The 19,318-nt window shown below is 60.0% G+C and carries 20 protein-coding genes; 10 read left to right on the top strand and 10 right to left on the bottom strand.

Annotated elements, in window-relative coordinates; genetic code table 11:
• The first annotated feature begins 119 nt into the window (after nt 1–119).
• The 4 genes from EX00_RS09870 (at nt 120) to EX00_RS09855 (ending at nt 6,249) form a co-directional block, all read left to right on the top strand.
• Nucleotides 120–1,418: an amidohydrolase family protein gene (locus tag EX00_RS09870; RefSeq protein ID WP_047456693.1), complete on the top strand. Its 1,299-nt coding sequence runs from the start codon at nt 120–122 to the stop codon at nt 1,416–1,418.
• Nucleotides 1,419–1,535: 117 nt separating this feature from the next.
• Nucleotides 1,536–2,387, top strand: a complete 852-nt coding sequence (locus tag EX00_RS09865; protein WP_047457665.1) for a GNAT family N-acetyltransferase — start codon at nt 1,536–1,538, stop codon at nt 2,385–2,387.
• Nucleotides 2,388–2,612: 225 nt separating this feature from the next.
• The gene (locus EX00_RS09860) at nt 2,613–3,908 is read left to right on the top strand and encodes an adenylosuccinate synthase (protein ID WP_047456692.1); all 1,296 of its coding nucleotides are present in this window, start codon (nt 2,613–2,615) and stop codon (nt 3,906–3,908) included.
• Between the two features lie 61 nt (nt 3,909–3,969).
• Nucleotides 3,970–6,249 (top strand): hypothetical protein, encoded by a 2,280-nt coding sequence (locus EX00_RS09855; protein WP_047456691.1) that lies wholly within the window; start codon nt 3,970–3,972, stop codon nt 6,247–6,249.
• 91 nt (nt 6,250–6,340) lie between these two features.
• On the opposite strand, the gene rpoH is transcribed toward EX00_RS09855, so the two are convergent.
• Both rpoH and EX00_RS09845 read right to left on the bottom strand, forming a co-directional pair.
• Nucleotides 6,341–7,249 carry an RNA polymerase sigma factor RpoH gene (gene rpoH / locus EX00_RS09850; RefSeq protein WP_047456690.1) on the bottom strand — a complete coding sequence of 303 codons (909 nt, stop codon included), beginning with the start codon at nt 7,247–7,249 and terminating at the stop codon, nt 6,341–6,343.
• Nucleotides 7,250–7,617: 368 nt separating this feature from the next.
• Entirely contained in the window at nt 7,618–8,643 is a 1,026-nt protein-coding gene (locus EX00_RS09845; protein WP_047457662.1) for an RluA family pseudouridine synthase, read from the bottom strand.
• A gap of 49 nt (nt 8,644–8,692) precedes the next feature.
• On the opposite strand from EX00_RS09845, the gene EX00_RS09840 reads away from it, so the two are divergent.
• Together EX00_RS09840 and EX00_RS09835 are read left to right on the top strand one after the other, a co-directional pair.
• Nucleotides 8,693–9,070: a hypothetical protein gene (locus EX00_RS09840; RefSeq protein WP_047456689.1), complete on the top strand. Its 378-nt coding sequence runs from the start codon at nt 8,693–8,695 to the stop codon at nt 9,068–9,070.
• 10 nt (nt 9,071–9,080) lie between these two features.
• Nucleotides 9,081–9,911: a TrmH family RNA methyltransferase gene (locus EX00_RS09835; RefSeq protein WP_047456688.1), complete on the top strand. Its 831-nt coding sequence runs from the start codon at nt 9,081–9,083 to the stop codon at nt 9,909–9,911.
• A 27-nt stretch (nt 9,912–9,938) separates the two neighbouring features.
• Here EX00_RS09835 and EX00_RS09830 read toward each other — a convergent pair whose 3' ends face one another.
• Nucleotides 9,939–11,105 carry a hypothetical protein gene (locus tag EX00_RS09830; RefSeq protein ID WP_047456687.1) on the bottom strand — a complete coding sequence of 389 codons (1,167 nt, stop codon included), beginning with the start codon at nt 11,103–11,105 and terminating at the stop codon, nt 9,939–9,941.
• A 185-nt stretch (nt 11,106–11,290) separates the two neighbouring features.
• Nucleotides 11,291–11,905: a DUF1134 domain-containing protein gene (locus tag EX00_RS09825; RefSeq protein WP_234708994.1), complete on the bottom strand. Its 615-nt coding sequence runs from the start codon at nt 11,903–11,905 to the stop codon at nt 11,291–11,293.
• 306 nt (nt 11,906–12,211) lie between these two features.
• Between EX00_RS09825 and chpT the strand changes: the two genes are divergently transcribed.
• Together chpT and EX00_RS09815 are read left to right on the top strand one after the other, a co-directional pair.
• The gene (chpT, locus tag EX00_RS09820; protein WP_047456686.1) at nt 12,212–12,859 is read left to right on the top strand and encodes a histidine phosphotransferase ChpT; all 648 of its coding nucleotides are present in this window, start codon (nt 12,212–12,214) and stop codon (nt 12,857–12,859) included.
• A 208-nt stretch (nt 12,860–13,067) separates the two neighbouring features.
• Entirely contained in the window at nt 13,068–13,430 is a 363-nt protein-coding gene (locus EX00_RS09815) for a response regulator (RefSeq protein WP_047456685.1), read from the top strand.
• Between the two features lie 132 nt (nt 13,431–13,562).
• On the opposite strand, the gene ctrA is transcribed toward EX00_RS09815, so the two are convergent.
• Nucleotides 13,563–14,264: a response regulator transcription factor CtrA gene (gene ctrA, locus EX00_RS09810; RefSeq protein ID WP_047456684.1), complete on the bottom strand. Its 702-nt coding sequence runs from the start codon at nt 14,262–14,264 to the stop codon at nt 13,563–13,565.
• A 440-nt stretch (nt 14,265–14,704) separates the two neighbouring features.
• On the opposite strand from ctrA, the gene EX00_RS09805 reads away from it, so the two are divergent.
• Complete coding sequence (locus EX00_RS09805; RefSeq protein WP_007703800.1) at nt 14,705–15,061, top strand: hypothetical protein; 357 nt, start codon at nt 14,705–14,707, stop codon at nt 15,059–15,061.
• A gap of 179 nt (nt 15,062–15,240) precedes the next feature.
• Here EX00_RS09805 and EX00_RS31015 read toward each other — a convergent pair whose 3' ends face one another.
• The 5 genes from EX00_RS31015 to cysQ form a co-directional block, all read right to left on the bottom strand.
• On the bottom strand, nt 15,241–15,531 hold the full coding sequence (locus tag EX00_RS31015) for a type II toxin-antitoxin system RelE/ParE family toxin (RefSeq protein WP_080761225.1): 291 nt from the start codon (nt 15,529–15,531) through the stop codon (nt 15,241–15,243).
• Nucleotides 15,524–15,790: a type II toxin-antitoxin system ParD family antitoxin gene (locus EX00_RS09795; protein ID WP_047456682.1), complete on the bottom strand. Its 267-nt coding sequence runs from the start codon at nt 15,788–15,790 to the stop codon at nt 15,524–15,526. Before EX00_RS09795 ends, EX00_RS31015 begins: the two co-directional genes overlap by 8 nt.
• Before the next feature lie 70 nt (nt 15,791–15,860).
• Complete coding sequence (locus tag EX00_RS09790; protein WP_047456681.1) at nt 15,861–16,142, bottom strand: GNAT family N-acetyltransferase; 282 nt, start codon at nt 16,140–16,142, stop codon at nt 15,861–15,863.
• Between the two features lie 344 nt (nt 16,143–16,486).
• The gene (gene sciP / locus EX00_RS31010; protein WP_007533628.1) at nt 16,487–16,762 is read right to left on the bottom strand and encodes a CtrA inhibitor SciP; all 276 of its coding nucleotides are present in this window, start codon (nt 16,760–16,762) and stop codon (nt 16,487–16,489) included.
• 231 nt (nt 16,763–16,993) lie between these two features.
• Nucleotides 16,994–17,788: a 3'(2'),5'-bisphosphate nucleotidase CysQ gene (gene cysQ / locus EX00_RS09780; RefSeq protein WP_047456679.1), complete on the bottom strand. Its 795-nt coding sequence runs from the start codon at nt 17,786–17,788 to the stop codon at nt 16,994–16,996.
• Between the two features lie 268 nt (nt 17,789–18,056).
• On the opposite strand from cysQ, the gene EX00_RS09775 reads away from it, so the two are divergent.
• A complete protein-coding gene (locus tag EX00_RS09775) occupies nt 18,057–19,310 on the top strand; it encodes a sarcosine oxidase subunit beta family protein (protein WP_047456678.1) in 1,254 nt (417 codons plus the stop codon).
• Nucleotides 19,311–19,318 lie beyond the last annotated feature (8 nt).

Genomic DNA, 19,318 nt, shown 5'->3' with positions numbered 1-19,318 from the left:
AGGCAATATGACACGCGCGAACCGCTGCGGTTTCAAGCTGCCGACGACTTGCCAGCCTTCGACGGCGTGCTAGACATTCAGGATAGACGCGTCTCCCACCGATCCGAAGGCAATTCCCCATGACATTCGATCTCGTCGTCCGCAATGCCAACCTACCCGACGGCCGCAAGGGGCAGGATATTGCCATCGCCGGCGGCAAGATCGTGGCTGTCCAGCCGGGTATAGAGGGGGAGGCGGGGCGCGTGATCGATGCCGGCGGCCATTTGGTATCGCCTCCTTTCATCGATTGTCATTTTCATATGGACGCGACCTTGTCGCTCGGCCTGCCACGATTGAATACCTCCGGGACGCTGCTGGAGGGTATTGCGCTCTGGGGGGAGCTGAAGCCGCTGCTGACGCATGAGGCGGTGGCGGAGCGGGCCTTGCGCTATTGCGATCTCGCGGTATCGCAGGGGCTTTTGGCCGTTCGCACCCACGTCGATATCTGCGATGACCGGCTGCTTGCCGTCGAAGCGCTGCTGGAGGTAAAGAAGCAGGTCGCGCCCTATCTCGACCTGCAACTCGTCGCCTTCCCGCAGGACGGCTATTATCGTTCGCCGACGGCGGTACAGAATCTCGAGCGCGCGCTTGATCTCGGCGTCGATATCGTTGGCGGTATTCCACATTTCGAGCGGACGATGGAGGATGGCGCGCGTTCGGTGCGGGCGCTCTGCGAGATTGCCGAAAAGCGCGGCCTGATGGTCGATGTGCATTGCGACGAGACCGACGATCCGCTGTCGCGCCACATCGAGACGCTTGCCGCCGAAACGACGCGGCTCGGTCTTCAGGGCAGGGTGGCCGGCTCGCATCTGACCTCGATGCATTCGATGGACAATTATTATGTCTCGAAGCTCCTGCCGCTGATTGCGGAAGCCGGGGTGCATGCGATCCCCAATCCGTTGATCAATATCATGCTGCAGGGGCGGCACGACAGCTATCCGAAGCGGCGCGGACTGACCCGGGTCAAGGAGATGCGCGAATTCGGCATCAATATCGCCTTCGGCCAGGATTGCTGCATGGACCCCTGGTATTCGCTCGGCGGCGCCGACATGCTGGATGTCGCCCATATGGGGCTGCATGTCGGGCAGCTGGCGTCGCGCGAGGCCATGCGGTTCTGCTTTGACGCCGTCACCGCCAATCCGGCCAAGGTGATGGGCATCGACGGCTATGGGCTGGAGGTCGGCTGCAACGGCGATCTCGTCGTGCTGCAGGCACAAGACACGATCGAGGCCGTCCGGATGCGTGCTGGCAGGCTCTTTGTGGTCCGGCGCGGCAAGGTGATCAGCGAGACGCCGGCGCGTGTTGCAAAGCTCTCGCTTGCGGGAAGACCGGGATCGGTCGACCCGGCTGCTTACGCACCGAATGCAGCCGAGGGCTGAAACCGCCGGAGATATTACCCCGTTTTGCTTGTGATTGGCACCGCATTGCACCATGATGGACGCGGGCGTCATCGTTTCGACGGGAACGGTGCGGATTGGGCGATGCGGGACGTTTGCATGAAGTCGACTTTTGCCGTGCGTACAATGCGAGCCGGGGAATTGGAGCTCGCTCTCGAATGGGCTCGACAGGAGGGATGGAATCCCGGTGTCGACGATGCTCCGGCATTCTGGGAGGCGGATCCTTCCGGCTTCTTCGTCGGCGCGATCGGCGAAGTGCCGGTCGGCTGCATTTCTCTCGTACGCTATGGTGAAAGCTTCGCCTTTCTTGGCCTCTACATGGTCCATCCCGAATTTCGCGGCAAGGGTTATGGCAAGGCGCTCTGGAACAAGGTCATGGCCTTCGCGGGCAACCGCACCGTTGGTCTCGACGGCGTCGTCGCGCAGCAGGAAAACTATCGCCGTCACGGCTTCGAGGCGGCCTATCGCACGCTGCGCTATGGCGGTGTCGCCAAGGTGCCCGACATAGACAAGGCCGTGGAAGTCGTGCCGGTCACGCAGGGCAGGCTCGAGGCGCTGCTGCGCTACGATGCCGGCATTTTCCCGGGGCTGCGTTATTCCTTTCTCACCGCCTGGTGCGGCGCGCCCGAACGGCGAAAATCCTTCATGGTCGGCAGCGGCAGCCGGATCCGTGGCTACGGCACGATCCGCCGCTGTTTCGAGGGGCTCAAGATCGGCCCGCTCTTTGCAAACAGCCCCGATGTCGCGGTCGCCTTGCTGGCGGCACTGTTGTCGGAGGCCAACGGCGAGCCGGTGTATCTGGATGTGCCTGCTGAGAACGCCGAGGCAATCAGCCTTGTCGAAGCCTGTGGCCTGTCGCCCGTGTTTGAAACGGCGCGGATGTATCGAGGTGTGGCTCCTGACATGCCGCTCAATCGCGTCTTTGCCGTCACCACCCTCGAACTCGGATAGAATCTCTGCTTTTCACGTCTCTGCTGCTGAAATTTGGCGGATCCGGGAGCGGTTGGGCTTTTGTTGGTGTGTGCCGACAGGAAAAATCCTGTTGGAGGCGCTGATTCGTCACGTAAAAAGCCGAATCTCCTGAGACAACAGGGTCGCTTTCCGAAAAACAAAGCTTTATAGATGCGCGGGTTTGAGCAAGGCGCGTCTCTGCGCGCAGGAAGCGGGAATGGAGAAATGACGAACGTAGTTGTGATCGGTTCGCAATGGGGTGACGAAGGCAAGGGCAAGATTGTCGACTGGCTTTCGGAACGCGCCGACGTGATCGTGCGCTTTCAGGGTGGCCACAATGCCGGTCATACGCTGGTTGTCGATGGTGTCAGCTATAAGCTCGCGCTGCTGCCCTCGGGGCTGGTTCGCGGCAAGCTGAGTGTCATCGGAAATGGCGTCGTCGTCGACCCCCACCATTTCGTGGCTGAAGTCGAGAAGCTGCGCGCCCAGGGCATCGCGGTCACGCCCGATGTGCTGCGCATTGCCGAAAACGCGCCGCTGATCCTGTCGCTACACCGCGACCTTGACGCGCTTCGCGAAGATGCCGCCTCCAACAGCGGCACGAAGATCGGCACGACGCGTCGCGGCATCGGTCCGGCCTATGAAGACAAGGTCGGTCGCCGCGCCATCCGCGTTATCGATCTCTCCGAGCCGGAAACGCTGCCGGCCAAGATCGACAGGCTGCTGACGCACCACAACGCGCTGCGTCGCGGCATGGGTTTGGACGAAATCTCCTTCGACGCGCTGCATGAGGAACTGAGCTCGGTCGCGGAACACATTCTTCCTTATATGGACCAGGTCTGGCGGCTGCTCGACGAACAGCGCAAGGCGGGCGCCCGTATCCTGTTCGAAGGCGCGCAGGGCGCGCTGCTCGATAACGACCATGGCACCTATCCTTTCGTGACCTCGTCCAACACGGTGGCGGGGCAGGCCGCAGCTGGCTCTGGTCTCGGACCGACGGCGCTCGGCTATGTTCTCGGCATCACCAAGGCCTATACGACGCGCGTCGGTGAAGGACCTTTCCCCTGCGAACTGCATGATGAGATCGGCAAGCACCTATCGACGGTTGGTCGCGAAGTCGGTGTCAACACCGGTCGCCCGCGTCGCTGTGGCTGGTTCGATGCCGTACTGGTTCGCCAGACCGTCAAGACCTCTGGCATCACCGGTATTGCGCTGACCAAGCTCGACGTGCTCGACGGTCTCGACGAGCTGAAGATCTGCGTTGGCTACATGCTGGACGGCAAGGAAATCGACTATCTGCCGTCGAGCCAGGCGGCGCAGGCTCGTGTCGAGCCGATCTACATCACGCTCGAAGGCTGGAAAGAATCGACTGTCGGCGCCCGTAAGTGGGCCGATCTGCCGGCGCAGGCGATCAAGTATGTTCGGCAGGTTGAAGAGCTGATCGGCGCACCCGTGGCGATGCTTTCGACCAGCCCGGAGCGCGAAGACACCATACTTGTGACCGATCCGTTTGAGGGCTAATGTTACGGATCAATGACGAATCCCGGTCCGGCTGCGTGCCGGGCATCATGAGAAAGTACTGATGGCGGATTTTGTAGCAGTCATTCGGCGGGCCGTGGACGGCCTGACCGAAAACACTCCCGAAATGCGGGTCAAGGTTTATGAGCGAGCTCGTGGTGCCGTGCAGCGGCAGCTCGAGAGCATGAAGCCGCGTCCGCCGGAGGAGATGCTGCGCCGCCAGCTCGACAAGCTCGAAACCGCGATCGTCGAGGTGGAGGCGGAACACGCTGAAGCCTTGGCGGCCGAGGAGCCAGTCGCGGAAGTCCCTGTTGTGCATGAAGAGCCGCAGACAGCACTTCCCGAAGAGCCTCATGTCGAGGAAGAGCATGTCGTAGAGGAGCCGGAACCGGCTCCCACCGAGGTCCATGCGCAAGAGGAAGTAGCTGCTTACGTTCCGGCGGAGGAAGAACCTCTCCATGAAGAAGAGCCCATCCATCAAGAAGAACCAGTGCATGTCCAGCACGAGGTTGTGGATGAACAAGAGCCGGTAGAAGCGTGGCACGACGCGCCGCAAGAGCCGGAGCCCGTGGCGGCTCATCATGTCGAGCCCTATCTCGAGCCTGTCCATGAAGAGGTTCATCAGGACGGGCCGCAGCATTATGCGGAGGAATTTCCGGCTGTCGCCGAGCCTGAGCCGGCTCCGCAACGGCCGCATGTCATTCATTCTTCCGCCGATGACGTCATCGACCAGGTCGAGGAGATCTGGGCTGAGGTCGGTTCACCTTCGAAGCAGGCAGCGTCCGAACCGGTCATGCCTGCCGCCGCCTTCACGCCGGCCCCGTTCGGTCATCCGGCCGAGGAGCCGGCTACCGCGAAGGCTCCAGCCGCTGACAATGGTTTCGCCTGGGACGCGGATGTTTTCGGGGAGTTGCAATCGTCCCCGGCCGCAAAGCCGGCACAGCCCGTACGGCAGATGCCAGACAATGCCTTTGACGATGTCGATCTCTTTGCCGATGTGCATTCTTCGCCGAAAGCGGCACCGAAGGGCGAGGTTGACGGTGACGGTTGGCGCGAACTCAAGGAACTGGCTGGTTTCGACAAGCTCGCCGAAAATGGGGATAGCGGCAACGGCTCCTCCGTGCCGCCGGATCTCGATCGAGACATGGCATCGCGGCTGCAGGGCAAGAGCTTCCGCATGGAGCCGAAGCGCCGTCGTTTTGGCGCGACTGGCGTTATCCTGACGCTTGTCGGCCTTGCGGCCGTTGCCGGTGGCGGCTATGCCGCGTGGCTGAACCGCGAAGCGCTCGACAAGATGGTCACTGATCTCATCAGTTCGGCTCCGAAGACCGCGACCAGCACGCCATCTTCCGACACCGCCGGCAACAATACCGCGCCGGCCACCACTGCTCCAGCAGCTTCGCCTGCGACCACGCCAGCGCAAAATGGCAACGCCGCCGCAACCACGCCGGCAGCGGGCAATACCAATGTCGCCTCGCTCGACAACGATCCGAATACGGTCAACACCAAGTTCACCCAGCGCCTATTGGCGAACGGCACGGAAGAAGATGCAGGTCCGGCCGCCGGCGGGCAGCCCGGCGTAGCCGAAGGCAAGTCCGTCGCCGAACAGAACGTCGCTTCCGCCGCTCCCGCGGCTGGAGTTGCGGCTGCGCCCACCAACAACGCAGGCGCCGCTCAGGCGCCGCAGAGCCCTGCTGCGACCGCGCCGGCCACGACGCCACCGGCGGCCGCCACTGATCAGCAGGCCTCCACCACGCCTCAGCAGGCCGCGCCGGTCACGGATGGGCAGAAGGTGTTCCTTTATGAGGAGCGTCTCGGCCAGACATCGCCGACGGCTTTCGAAGGCACGGTCACCTGGTCGCTGCAGGAAGGCAAGGGCGCCGATGGTCGACCCGAGCCATCCGTCCAGGGTCTCATCAGCGTACCGCAGCGTGGGCTGACGGCAACGATCACGGTGTCGCGCAATACCGACTCTTCGCTTCCGGCAAGCCATCTAGTCGAGCTGGCCTTCCAGGTTCCGCCGAACTTCGAGGGTGGCGCGATCGACAATGTGCAGCGCATTGCGCTCAAGTCGACTGAGCAGGATCGTGGCGACGCGCTGATTGCCGTGCCGGCCAAGGTCACCGACGACGTCTACATGGTCGCGCTCAACGATTTCCCGGATGCGCGCAAGACGAACCTCGATCTCTTGAAAACCCGCAACTGGATCGACATTCCCGTGGTTTATCGCAATGGCCGCCGCGCCTTGCTGACCATGGAAAAAGGCCCGACCGGCAGCGACGCCTTCAACAAGGCGATCACCGAATGGCAGGCGCTTGGTGGTGTCGCGTCGAGCGGCCAGTAACTGGTTTCAAACAGTTGGAATCAAAAAAGGCGGGCTTTGCGGCCCGCCTTTTTGTTTGAAACGTATGGTGTGGTGTCCGGAGTCTCGCTTGTTAAGCGGTGGCCTCGACGACACGCAGCGCCTTGGCACGTTCCAGTGCGTCTTTCTGCACGGCTTCCTGGACCTTCTCGAAGGCCCGAACTTCAATCTGGCGCACGCGTTCGCGGCTGATGTCGAACTCGGATGAAAGATCTTCCAGCGTCACCGGGTCTTCCGAGAGACGACGCGCCTCGAAGATGCGACGTTCACGGTCGTTCAGGACGCTCATGGCGCGGGCCAGCATGCGGCGTCGCGTATCCAGCTCATCCTGCTCGATCAGCACGGCTTCCTGGCTGTCATGATCGTCCACCAGCCAATCCTGCCACTGGCCGGACTCGCCTTCGGAAGCCTTGATCGGCGCATTCAGCGAAGCGTCGCCCGAGAGGCGGCGGTTCATCGAAATGACCTCTTCCTCGGAGACTTTCAGCTTGGTGGCGATCTCGGAGACATGCTCCGGCTTCAGGTCACCTTCATCGATGGCCTGGATACGACCCTTCAGGCGGCGCAGGTTGAAGAACAGACGCTTCTGGTTGGCCGTCGTGCCCATCTTCACCAGAGACCACGAGCGCAGGATATATTCCTGGATCGAGGCCTTGATCCACCACATGGCATAGGTTGCCAGGCGGAAGCCACGTTCCGGGTCGAACTTCTTGACGGCCTGCATCAGGCCGACATTGCCTTCCGAAACGACTTCGCCGATCGGCAGGCCGTAGCCGCGATAACCCATGGCAATCTTCGCCACGAGGCGCAGATGGCTGGTGACGAGTCTGTGTGCGGCCTCGCGGTCGGCATGTTCCGCGTAGCGCTTGGCGAGCATGTACTCTTCCTGCGGCTCCAGCATCGGGAACTTGCGGATCTCGTCGAGATAACGGTTAAGGCCGGCTTCACCGGCGGCGATGGACGGCAAGGTATTACGGGCCATGAATGTGCACCCTCCTATTCGAGATTTGGTCCCTTCTGGGGGCGTGTTGCACGCTCTTTGCGAAGCTGACCAAGGCGTGCAGGTCTGAAGACCCCGCACTAAACCAATATGTAAATAAGTACGGCGAAACAGTGATTCAAGAACGTGGTCACGCAGCTGTTACCCGGCGTGAACGCTCAGCGCGCCGTGACATTCGCCCTTGTGACTATCCTCCCGAATGCTCCAGCCCTAGGGGGATCCAACCACTTGAACAGCAAATGCATTGCGTTCTGGGCGGATAAGGGATGTGCCGGAGATCGGTTCTGGTGAGTATTATAGGCGCCGGAGAGGCAGGCGTCCAGCCGTGTGATTGTAGGGGCTGCCGATCGTCATCCCCGCAGTATAGCCGCCAGTTCTTCCATATCGTCTGGCAACGGAGCCTCGAAATGCATGACTTCGCCGGTGCGAGGATGCTCGAACTGCAACAGGTAGGCGTGAAGCGCCTGGCGCGGGAAGCGATTGACGGCCTCCTTTGCCGCATCCGGTAGCAGGTTGGCCTTGGTTTTGAACCCGCCGCCATAGGCAGCATCGCCGAGCAGGGGATGGCCGATATGCGCCATGTGGACGCGGATCTGGTGGGTCCGGCCGGTTTCGAGGTGGCAGTCGATCAGCGAGGCGAGCGCGGTGGCGTCCGGAGCCTCGTGAAAGCGCTCTATCACTTCATAATGCGTGATGGCCTCGTCGGCGTCCGCACTGTCGGGACGTTTGACGGCGCGCCGGGTGCGGTCGCCGGTGGCGCGGCCGAGCGGCGCGTTGACGGTGCCGACGAGCTGGCGGGGACGGCCCCAGACGATCGCCTGATAGGCGCGTTCCAGCGGGGTGGTGCGGCCGTGGTCGGCAAATTGCAGCGACAGATGGCGGTGGGCGATATCGTTCTTGGCGACGACCATGACGCCGGTGGTGTCTTTGTCCAGCCGGTGGACGATGCCCGGCCGGCGCACGCCACCGATGCCGGAGAGGCTGTCGCCGCAATGATGGATCAGCGCATTGACCAGCGTGCCGGTCCAGTTGCCGGCACCGGGGTGGACGACGAGACCGGCAGGCTTGGAGATGACGATGACGTCGTCATCCTCGTAGAGCACGTCGAGCGGAATATCCTCGCCCTGCGGCGTCGGATCCTCCGGTTCGGGCATAGAGATCTCGTAGGTGTCGCCGGGACGCACCTTACGCTTGGCATCGGTAACCGGAGCACCGTTGAGCAGGACGGCATTGGCCTTGATCAGCGCCTGGACGCGGCTGCGGGACAACTCCTCGTTCATTTGCGCTGTCAACCACGCGTCGAGGCGGCCCTCGGCGGTTTCATCGGCAGTTAGGACTTTTCTATTGCCCTCGGCTTCTTTAAAGGGGTCGCTCAAACGCATTTCTCCGGCGCACAGGCGCTCTTCAGGAAATAAGGACGCATCGATGACGAATCTCGAGCCAGACGATCAAGAGGAGAAGCCCCTCGATCCGGCCCTGGAAAGTGTCCGACGCAAGATGGTCCGCCTGCAGATCGTCTCGGCGGCCGTCATGGTGGTGAGCCTTATGGCCGTGTTCGGCGCTGTTGTCTATAAGACGATGCGCGCTCCGGCAAAGCCAGCGGGCGCTGCGGCATCGAATATTCCCTCGGATGCTCCGGTCTCTGTAACGGCCGCGCTGCCGCAAGGCTTCACCGTCCAGTCGACGGCGCTTTCCGGCAACCAGGTGCTGTTCTACGGCACGCTCGCCAGCGGCCAACGCCAGGCCGTCGTCTTTGACTATGGTATAGGCCGTATCGTCGCGACCATAGCGCTCCCGAACTGACGGCTTGGTGATGGTGGGCGACCGGCTGATCCAGATCACGCATCCCGACGATCCGCGCATCGCCGAATTCCGCGATATCCGCGAGCGTGATCTGACCGGCCGCGAGAGCCGCTTCATCGCCGAGGGTACGGTGGTGCTGCGGCTTCTGGCCGGGGCGCATGCGGCGGGCGGAGATTTCGTTGCCGAAAAGGTGCTGCTGCTGCGCAATCGCGCCGCCGGGCTGGACGAGATCATCTCGGCCTTTCCGCCCGACGTGCCGGTCTATGTCGCGGAAGGCTCGGTGTTGGACGGCATCGTCGGCTTCCATCTGCATCGGGGTGTTCTGGCGCTCGGCCGGCGGACGGCGGACACGGATATGGACGCCTTTCTCGGACGATTGCCGGAACGCTCACTCGTTCTGGTGGGCTGCGGCATTTCCAATCACGATAATGTCGGCTCGATGTTCCGTAATGCGGCCGCCTTCGGCGCCGATGCGGTGCTGCTCGACGAGACCTGTTGCGATCCGCTCTATCGCAAGGCGTTGCGCGTCTCGGTCGGCTCAGTGCTGACCATGCCCTATCGTCGCCAGCTGAGCGATGTCGACCTGCTTACGGCGCTCACGGAGCGTGGCTTTGCCATCTGGAGCCTGTCGCCGCGGGGCGAAACCGACATCCGCGCGGTTCCTCCGACGGATCGCATGGCGCTGGTGGTCGGCACCGAGGGGGAAGGACTGCCGCGGGAGATCCTGTCGGCTTTTGGCAGCGTGCGGATACCGCAGGCGCCCGGCCTGGACAGCCTGAATGTGGCAACGGCAAGCGGCATCGCGCTTTTCGAGATGGCGTCCTTGCTTAAACGGGTCTGAATTTTGGCCCTTGCCGAGCGCCTGCGGCTATTTCCGCAGGAGGGCGGCGGCGCGATGGGCAAGGCTGAGGCGCGCGCCCTGTTCGGTGGGGATCGTTTCCTTCGGCAGGAGGTCGAAGATCGGCGATTGATCGCCTTCCCGGCGGGCGGTTAGGGCCACCATGTTGGCGGCGATGACGGCGATTTCCTCGCGCATGGCCTGATCATGCGCCGGCGAGCGCGATTTGGACAGGCGGTCCGAAAGGGCCGCGGCGCGATTGCGGACTTCTTCCGTCATGTGAGCGATGTCGTCTTCCACGGTGCGCTCCGGTTCCGATGCGTTGGCGTTATTGTCAGCAGTTTCCATGATAGCCGGTTCGGCTGGCGGTTTCGCGCCATTGGTCCGCTTGGCGGAAGAGACGAGATTGGCGGCACGCGGCGGCCGGCCGGCCGGCCGCGTTTCGCCATTGGCAGCTTCCAGTTTTTCCTTCAGGCGCGCCATCGCGGTTTCCTTGTCGGCATTGCCGGCAATCTCCCGGTTTAGTCGTTCGTCTAGCCGCCGGGCTTTGTCGCTTTCCTGTCTCAGCAACAATTCGGCATCCTTGGCACGCTGACTTGCCTGGTTCAGGTCCTGGCGAAGCGTATCACGCTCGTCCCGCAGCGTGTTGATGCGAAGTTTCAGGCTTTCGAGTTCGGTTTCCCGGGCCGCCAGATCGATCTTCAGATTATCAGCATCCGCGGCCATCTTGGTCATCCGCTTGCGCAGGCTGTCGATGTCGGCATCCTTCTCGGTACTTGTCTGCTCTGCTGTATGCACGCCGGATTTGAGCTGGCTGATATAGCTTTCCTCACGGCGCAGGCGGGAGCGCAGCTCGCCGGCCTCGGCCTCCAGATCGTCGATGCGCGTCTGCAATTCGCTGCTTTCGGCGGCAAAACGGCTGGCTTCCTGCAGGAGCTTGCCATTGTGTATTTGTAGCGCGACGCCCTTGTCACGTTCCTGGGTGAGCCGCTGTTCGGTCTTGGCGTTTTCGGCGGCGAAGAGTGCGCGTGCCATATCCTTCTGCGCCCGCACTTCCTGCGGGCTTAGCGGCATCGTGGCCTTCAGCCGCTTTTCCGTGAACCAAACGATACGGCGGTGGATCGCGGGCGCAACCAGGAAGGCCAGAAAGGCGGCGGTCAGAAAGCCCAATCCGAACAAAAGAGCAAATTCAATCACGGCACTGCCTGCATCTGGGAGTTGTTTTCGATATTGGTGAATTGATTAAGCATGGGGGTAGGCCGGCGGGCAAGGGTTTAAATCGGATATGGTTTACCGGCGCGCCGAGGTTCCCAACAAGAAAAGACCCGCGATCGACGCGGGCCAGGAGATCGAGTGCACGGGAGGAGATATCGTCCGGAGGCTCAGAAGGGGTTCCATGTGGCGCTCGGCGTCACCTTGAGATAGCCGAGATTGACACCGAGGCGGGCACCGAGGCCGGTGCGGATCGGCACCAGGACGATGTTGTTGTTCTTCAGCACCGTCATGCCGAAGCCGGCGACGATGAAGGCCTGGCCGCTGACGCCGCCGAAGCGGGTGTAGACGCTGTTGATGCTCGGCAGGTCATAGACGAGCATCATGACGCGGGCGCCCTGGCCACCATAATCGAGGCCGAGCGAGGGACCCTGCCAATAGAGCGAGTGCTCTCCGGCATTCTTGGTATTGAGCTGGCCTTCGCCATAGGTCAGGCCGGCGATAAAGGCGCCAGAGCCTTCCTGGCCGAGGATATAACCGTTCGGCAAGCCATATTGCTGGAAGGCGCGCTCAACCACCTTGGCGAGGCCGCCGCTGGTGGAGCCAAAGAAGGAGTGTCCGGCATCGACGATTTCTTGCATCGAATAGTGGTTGTTGGTTGGCGCCGCCGCCGCCTGACGAACAGGCAACGCGAAGCTCACGAACGCAACGATGGCCAATATCAAGCCCAGGCCTACCGTTCTGGAGCCGGGGCTGGGCATTCTCTTCAGGAGTTGATAGCGCATGTCAGTCATCCGTTCATCATGGTCGGTGCGATTGGGAGCGGATGCATGGCGCATTCGCTTGAACGCGCCGGATATGCCTCGCTCCCCAGTCCAGACTGTTCCGCCCGATTTCCGCATAGCGATTCGCGCGCGAAAAAGTCTGGTGGTGATGAATGCATTTTGCGTCGATCATCTTAACAATCGGTTTACCAAATATGGTGTCTTTATGGCGAGTGGTACGCCGCCAGCGGCAATCCTCGAGCAATCTTGCCGTGGCAACGTAAAATCATACGGCGTTCCGCCTTGTCAGCATTCAGGAGACAATGAATGTCGAAGAATCCGAACCTCACCTTGACCGGACCGGATCTGGCCGCGCTGCTATGCAGCCGCGTCTGCCATGATGTGATCTCGCCGGTCGGGGCGATCAACAATGGCCTGGAGCTGCTCGATGAGGGCGGTTCCGATGCCGATGCCATGGACCTGATCCGCACCAGCGCGCTCAATGCTTCGGTCCGCCTCAAATTCGCACGCCTTGCTTTCGGCGCCTCCGGCTCGGTTGGCGCCTCGATCGATACGGGCGAGGCTGAACGCGCTGCCAAGGAATTCGCCGCCGCAGAGAAGAAGGCCGAGGTAAGCTGGACCGGCCCGCGCGCGATCATTCCCAAAAACCGCGTGAAGCTGCTGCTCAATCTCTTCCTCGTTGCCTATGGCTCGATCCCGCGCGGCGGCAATATCGACGTGGTGCTGGAAAATCCCGATCTTGACGCCAAGTTCACGATCACGACCAAGGGCCGGCTGATGCGCGTGCCGCCGAAATTCGCGGAAATCTGCTCCGGCACGCTGGAAGAGGCGGTCGATGCCCATTCGGTCCAGCCTTATTACACGGTGCTTCTGGCTGACGAGAGCGGCATGGAACTTTCCTATAAAGCCACGCCGGAAGAGCTGACGTTCATCGCTACAATGCGCGGCGAATAGTCGGCTTTCGCAGGATCATTTTCGAAGCCCTCGCAGCCCAAAACGGCCGCGGGGGTATTTTTACGTGTGTCGGTGCGTGTGCGTGCAATCTTTCGATCGTTCGCGCAATTGACAATATAACGGTAACGAATCCTTAGCCTCGCGCGCCTATCGTTCCAATTTGAGGTTGGTGCCCGATCGATGGCGACCGGGCGCGAAGGAGCGGATAATGCAGCGGTTCATGATTACGGATGCATCGGATGTCGTACGCAAGGTCGGCAAGCGCATTCTGTCAGAGCTGGATTTCCTCGTGAGCGAAGCCGGTGATGCAGGTGAGGCTTTGAAGCGCTGCCAGGCTGAGATGCCTGACTATCTGATCGTCGATGCCGGCATGGACGGCGCGCTTGGCCTGATCGCCAATATCCGCGCCATGCCGAACGGCAAGGACGTGAAGATCTATTACTGTGTCATCGAGGCGGATCTGCGCAAGCTGATGGCCGGAAAGCGGGCCGGCGCCACCGATTTCCTGCTGAAGCCCTTCGACCGCAAGATCTTGACAGCCGTCTTCGGCAACCGCGCCATCGCTGCCTGATCAAATCTGAGCTATTCGATGAATGACGGCCGCCTCTTTGGGCGGCTTTTTACTGCCCGGAGAGATGGACAATAAAAAATCCCGCCTGATGCGGCGGGATTTCGATTGGTGCGGCGGTGTGGGGCGGGCGGCTCAGGCGCTTTCGGCTAGCTCGTGGTTGTCGGGTTCGCGCAGCACATAGCCACGGCCCCAGACGGTTTCGATATAGTTGGCGCCGCCGGCAGCATTTGCGAGCTTCTTGCGCAGCTTGCAGATGAAGACGTCGATAATCTTCAGTTCCGGCTCGTCCATGCCGCCATAAAGGTGGTTCAGGAACATTTCCTTGGTGAGCGTGGTGCCCTTGCGGAGCGAAAGCAGCTCCAGCATCTGGTATTCCTTGCCCGTCAGATGCACGCGCTGGCCGCCGACTTCGACGGTCTTGGCGTCGAGATTGACGATCAGTTCGCCGGTCATGATCACCGACTGGGCATGGCCCTTGGAACGGCGGACAATGGCGTGAATTCGTGCGACCAATTCATCCTTGTGAAAGGGTTTGGTCATATAGTCGTCTGCACCGAAGCCGAGACCGCGAACCTTGTCTTCAATACCGGCCATGCCGGAGAGAATGAGGATCGGTGTCTTTACCTTCGACAGGCGCAGGGTACGAAGCACTTCGTAGCCGGACATGTCGGGAAGGTTAAGATCGAGCAGAATGATGTCGTAGTCGTAGAGCTTTCCAAGATCCACGCCTTCTTCACCGAGATCGGTGGTGTAGACGTTGAAACTTTCGGATTTAAGCATCAGCTCGATGCTCTGCGCTGTCGCGCTATCGTCTTCAATGAGTAGAACCCGCATAATTATCCCCTTTACCGCCGCCGAAAGGTCGTCAGCCCCCTACGCGATACCGAACAAATCACTGCCTGATTTGGAAGCTGCCATGGAATGGTTAACAAATTCTGATTCACTCTGGCAAGTCGTATCGAATTTATTAAATAATTTTTCCATTGCACTGTTTTCCAAAGACAATCGGCAAATATCAATCCTAAAGTGTTGCATTAAGAAGACACGCCAAGTGATTCATTCGACTCGCCTATGCCGACATATCGAATTCCGACTGCGGCATTTACTGACCCTTAAATCATTGCCCCTATCATTAACGATGCCCGTAAACGAAAGGTTACCAGCGGTAGGTTTTTATTAAGATCGCTGGAAATTTTTTTAACCAAACCGTCTCAAAGCGGCGCGGCGGGTCATTTTATCGAGAGCCGGGGTCTCGCATCACGGGAGTAATGCGTATGAAGTCACGTGAGAGCCTAACGCGCCTGAAAGAGTTTCAGGTGAACGAAAAACGCCGTCAGCTGCAGCAATTGCAGATGATGATGGCGGAATTCGACCGCATGACAAAGGATCTGGAGAGCCAGATCGTGCTGGAAGAGAAAAAGTCCGGCATTGTCGACCCGAGCCACTTTGCCTACCCGACATTTGCCAAGGCCGCACGTCAGCGCGCGGACAATCTGCAGGTGTCGATCCGGGAATTGCAGGTGCAGGAAGAGGCGTTGGAAACTTCGCTGGAAGAAATGCAGGCCGAATATGCCAAGGCGGCAGCCTTGGAAGAGCGTGACGGCTCGGGTCCGGTAAGGGCGCGCGCCTGATGTAACCATTCCGTCGCGAGCTGTTGACCCCAAGCCGACTATGTTCCGAAATCGGAATGTTTTCCGGGGGATACGGAAAGCGGCGGGAACGGCACGAGAGCCGTGCATGACTGGCCGTGAGTGGGCCGGCCATGCACGGTTTTTGGTGTTTTCAGGAGATATGGGCGCCGTTGATGGCGTTAAAGTTTAAGCCTGCGAGAGCTGCGGCTATGAACGATGGCGAGAATGGCCACCCCTGCCGTATTTTGCTCATAAAGAATAATATGGCTTTTATGCTCGTGTCGTCTGACGGCTGTTCCGAGAGTCTCATCTTGACGCCCCATATTGGGATTTTCTGCCAATAGCTCAAAGCAGTGGGTTAGCTCATCGCGATATTTCCGCGCCTGAAGCAGGCCAAACATGTCGATGCTATCAAGAAATGTCTCAAAAAGTTCCCGGTCGGCACGTCGAGATAACTGATATTCACTCACGTACTAAGCCTCTGGCACGAGCAACCTGCTCCGCCTCGGCAAAAATCTCATCCGTGGTTCGATCGCTCATGCCGCCGGCTCTGGCATCCGTAACAATCGCGCGCAATTCTTCGATCGTGTAATCTTCGCCACGCCGCGCGCGGTCTTTGCGGACAAGGTCGCGCACATAATCGCTGGTGCTGGCATATTCACCCTTGCGAATTTGGGTCTCGATCCAGTCTTTCATCTGGTCGGGAAGGGACACGGTCATGGTCGCCATGTAAGCTCTCCTATTGAGAGGCCTACTTTACTTGAGATAAGTAAAATTCACAAATTTTCTTATCGGTCGCCTACATATTCACAACATCATGCCATTCCGCATGACGCAGGGACTGTGCCTTGAAAAAAGGGCAGAGCGGGATGATCTTCCAGCCGCCGCGGCGGGCTTCCTCAACGGCATGAAGGGCGAGTGCCTGGCCGACGCCCTTGCCGCGAAGCGCATCCGGAACACCGGTATGATCGACAATGATAAGGCTTGGGGAGGCGCGAGAAAAGGTCATCTCGGCCTCGTGGCCCTCGACCGCCGCGACATAGCGGCCGCCTGACGCATTGTTTTCGTTGCGAATATCCATGATCAGCCTCCCAAATGTTGAATATTGGGAAGATTGACATGCGGAAGGCGAGCTGCCAACCGGTGAAATCGGCAACGCATCGTCTCCTTCTCGAATATCGCGTCGATATTCAGGAGAACATCAAACAGTCTAGTTGGACGGATTTTGTGCTTGATGTGCCAAGTGTGGCTTCCAACGGCCGTTTGGCCATCGCCAAAACAGGCGGGCTTGCCGCGACGTCCATCCAGCCAGGTCTGTGGTTTTTACGCTGGCTGCATCATGATTTCGGGCCTTCTTCTTATCCCGTCGAGGAGGGAAGGAGGCCCGAAACGAAGATCAAATGGATATCGCGGCGGCTGCAATCGTCAGTGACGATACTGCTGTATGCGGGTCGTCCGCAGGCCGGCGAGGCCATGGGAATTGATGGACGACTGCCAGGAAAGGAACTCTTCGACAGTGAGCGTATAACGTTCGCAGGCTTCTTCCAAGCTCAGCAGGCCACCGCGCACAGCGGCGACAACCTCGGCCTTACGACGGATAACCCAGCGGCGCGTATTCGGCGGCGGCAGGTCGGCTATCGTCAGCGGGCTGCCATCGGGGCCGATGACATACTTTACTCGGGGACGTATCATTTCGGTCATTGGACTCTCTACACATACTCAAGACCACAAGAGCCACTCTAGCTTGCCACATTTAAAAATTGCCTAAGCGCTTAGTAACACTTTGCTAAGAATTTTAAGAAAAGCGGCAGCAGGCTGATTTGCAGCCGGCGCAGTGCAGCCACAAGCCAAGCAAGCCCCTATAATTCGTAGGAGAAAACAGACTTCGCTACTATTTTTTGTCAGTAAAAACTTACGTTTCAGGATCGAAAACTAGGCGTCGACCAGATTTTTCTTTCCGCCCCAGCAGATGAAATTGGGGTTGGCGAAGTCGGAATCTTCGCTCTGGTCGGTCTTTCCGTAGGCGAGGAGATGGCCGTCGAGCGTGACGGTCGAGCCGCCCGCGGCGCGCAATACGGCATCGCCGGCAGCCGTGTCCCATTCCATCGTGCGGGTGAAGCGTGGATAAACGTCGGCCTTGCCTTCGGCAAGAAGACAGAATTTCAGCGAGGAACCGATCGAGGTGCAGGCGGAGACGGCATTTTCCTCAAGGAAACTGTCCGTTCTCGGGCTGCTGTTGCAGCGGCTTGCAAGCGCCAGCAGCCTGTCGGGCCGCCCGCGCACGGCAATGATCGAGCGGTCGGCGACGGTGAAAGTGTCCGAAATGACGAGCTTACGCGCCTCGCCGCCTTCTCCGGTGAAGGCAATGCCGAGTGCCGGCGCGAAAACGATCCCGGCGACAGGGACACCATTGTGGATATAGGCGATGTTGACGGTGAACTCGTCGCGATGCTCGATAAATTCCCGCGTGCCGTCCAGCGGATCGACGAGGAAGAAGGAGCGGCCGCGAATGTCGGGAATCCTGCCGGCTGCCACCGATTCCTCGGCAATTGCGGGGATCTCCGGAAAGTCGCGGGACAGATGATCGAGAATGATATGTTCGGCGCGCTCGTCTGCGAGGGTGACGGGGCTCTGGTCCTGCTTCAAGGCGACAGCATAGCCCGCGCGGTAGACCTCCAAAATGGCCTTACCTGCCTCAAGGGCTGCTTTTTCAAATGTCGCGAGCATTTGCCTATTCGTCTTTCCGCAGCTCGTCTGCGTTGCAAGTCTAGAATTATGATACTTAAGAGATCTTCGCTATGAAGTGTAGACCCACCGCTGATCACGTTTTTACCGCCTGGCTATCGGATTGTGACCCGCAATCGGATTTTGCATCCCCCACGCCGATCCCGGCAACATCGACATGTCCCATTTACGAAGATTTTCCGTCTTTTCGGGACTTGTCGTTTTTATTGCATATGCGAATGTGCGGCCGGGTAGAGATCGGGATGAATTCATGCGTTATTCGGCATATCAGCTTCTAAAACAGGCGCTTTCGGGAAACCGACATTGGCAGCCTGTGTGGCGAACCCCGGAGCCGAAGCCGCATTACGACGTGATCATCGTTGGCGGCGGCGGGCATGGGCTGGCGACGGCCTATTATCTTGCCAAGGAGTTCGGCATCACCAATGTCGCCGTGCTCGAAAAGAGCTATCTCGGCTCCGGCAATGCCGGCCGCAACACCACGATCATCCGCTCCAACTATCTGCTGCCGGGCAACGAGCCCTTTTACGAATTCTCGATGCAGCTCTGGGAAGGGCTGGAGCAGGACTTCAACTACAATGCCATGGTCTCGCAGCGCGGCGTCCTCAATCTTTTCCATTCCGATGGGCAGCGCGACGCCTATGCCCGGCGCGGCAATGCGATGCGTATGCATGGGGTCGATGCGGAGCTGCTGAACCGGGATCAGGTGCGCAAGATGATGCCCTATCTCAATTTTGATCATGCGCGCTTTCCGATCCTCGGCGGCCTGCTGCAGGAGCGTGGTGGCACGGCGCGGCATGATGCCGTCGCCTGGGGCTATGCGCGCGGCGCCGATAGCCGTGGCGTCGATCTCATCCAGCAATGCGAGGTGATCGGCATTCGCCGTGACGAGAGCGGGGCGGTGACCGGCGTCGAGACGACGCGTGGTTTCATCGGCTGCGGTAAGCTGGCGCTGGCAGCGGCCGGCCATACTTCAATTCTTGGCAACATGGCGGATCTGGAGCTGCCGATCGAAACCCATGTGCTGCAGGCTTTCGTCTCGGAAGGATTGAAGCCGGTGATCGACCACGTCATCACCTATGGTGCCGGACACTTCTATATATCGCAGTCGGACAAGGGCGGTTTGGTCTTCGGCGCCGATATCGATTACTACAGCTCCTATGCCCAGAGGGGCAATCTGGCCACCGTCGAGCATACGATGGAGGAGGGGGTGTCGCTGATCCCCGGGCTCTCGCGTGTCCGCGTGCTGCGCACATGGGGCGGGGTGATGGATATGAGCATGGACGGCTCGCCGATCATCGACCGCACCCATATCGACAATCTTTATCTGAACTGCGGCTGGAATTATGGGGGCTTCAAAGCGACGCCCGCCTCCGGCTTCTGCTTCGCACACCTGATCGCCAAGGGCGAGAGCCACGAGGTCAGCCGCTTCATGCGGCTTGATCGCTTCGAGCGCGGTTTTGTGATGGACGAAAGCGGCAAGGGTCCGCAGCCGAATCTGCATTGAGGGCACGA

It is taken from the genome of Martinezella rhizogenes (assembly GCF_000799715.1).
In the GTDB taxonomy this organism is placed as follows: Bacteria; Pseudomonadota; Alphaproteobacteria; order Rhizobiales; family Rhizobiaceae; genus Rhizobium; species Rhizobium rhizogenes_C.
The sequence above is the reverse complement of the archived record's forward strand: the minus strand, read 5'-3'. Positions and strand labels throughout refer to the sequence as shown.

Excerpts from the sequence above, each read along its gene's own strand:
- EX00_RS09870 (WP_047456693.1), top strand. The coding sequence starts at position 120 with ATGACATTCGATCTCGTCGTCCGCAATGCCAACCTACCCGACGGCCGC.
- EX00_RS09865 (WP_047457665.1), top strand. The coding sequence starts at position 1,536 with ATGAAGTCGACTTTTGCCGTGCGTACAATGCGAGCCGGGGAATTGGAG.
- EX00_RS09860 (WP_047456692.1), top strand. The coding sequence starts at position 2,613 with ATGACGAACGTAGTTGTGATCGGTTCGCAATGGGGTGACGAAGGCAAG.
- EX00_RS09855 (WP_047456691.1), top strand. The coding sequence starts at position 3,970 with ATGGCGGATTTTGTAGCAGTCATTCGGCGGGCCGTGGACGGCCTGACC.
- rpoH (WP_047456690.1), bottom strand. The coding sequence starts at position 7,249 with ATGGCCCGTAATACCTTGCCGTCCATCGCCGCCGGTGAAGCCGGCCTT.
- EX00_RS09840 (WP_047456689.1), top strand. The coding sequence starts at position 8,693 with ATGACGAATCTCGAGCCAGACGATCAAGAGGAGAAGCCCCTCGATCCG.
- EX00_RS09835 (WP_047456688.1), top strand. The coding sequence starts at position 9,081 with ATGGTGGGCGACCGGCTGATCCAGATCACGCATCCCGACGATCCGCGC.
- EX00_RS09825 (WP_234708994.1), bottom strand. The coding sequence starts at position 11,905 with ATGCGCTATCAACTCCTGAAGAGAATGCCCAGCCCCGGCTCCAGAACG.
- chpT (WP_047456686.1), top strand. The coding sequence starts at position 12,212 with ATGTCGAAGAATCCGAACCTCACCTTGACCGGACCGGATCTGGCCGCG.
- EX00_RS09815 (WP_047456685.1), top strand. The coding sequence starts at position 13,068 with ATGCAGCGGTTCATGATTACGGATGCATCGGATGTCGTACGCAAGGTC.
- ctrA (WP_047456684.1), bottom strand. The coding sequence starts at position 14,264 with ATGCGGGTTCTACTCATTGAAGACGATAGCGCGACAGCGCAGAGCATC.
- EX00_RS09805 (WP_007703800.1), top strand. The coding sequence starts at position 14,705 with ATGAAGTCACGTGAGAGCCTAACGCGCCTGAAAGAGTTTCAGGTGAAC.
- EX00_RS09795 (WP_047456682.1), bottom strand. The coding sequence starts at position 15,790 with ATGGCGACCATGACCGTGTCCCTTCCCGACCAGATGAAAGACTGGATC.
- EX00_RS09790 (WP_047456681.1), bottom strand. The coding sequence starts at position 16,142 with ATGGATATTCGCAACGAAAACAATGCGTCAGGCGGCCGCTATGTCGCG.
- sciP (WP_007533628.1), bottom strand. The coding sequence starts at position 16,762 with ATGACCGAAATGATACGTCCCCGAGTAAAGTATGTCATCGGCCCCGAT.
- cysQ (WP_047456679.1), bottom strand. The coding sequence starts at position 17,788 with ATGCTCGCGACATTTGAAAAAGCAGCCCTTGAGGCAGGTAAGGCCATT.
- EX00_RS09775 (WP_047456678.1), top strand. The coding sequence starts at position 18,057 with ATGCGTTATTCGGCATATCAGCTTCTAAAACAGGCGCTTTCGGGAAAC.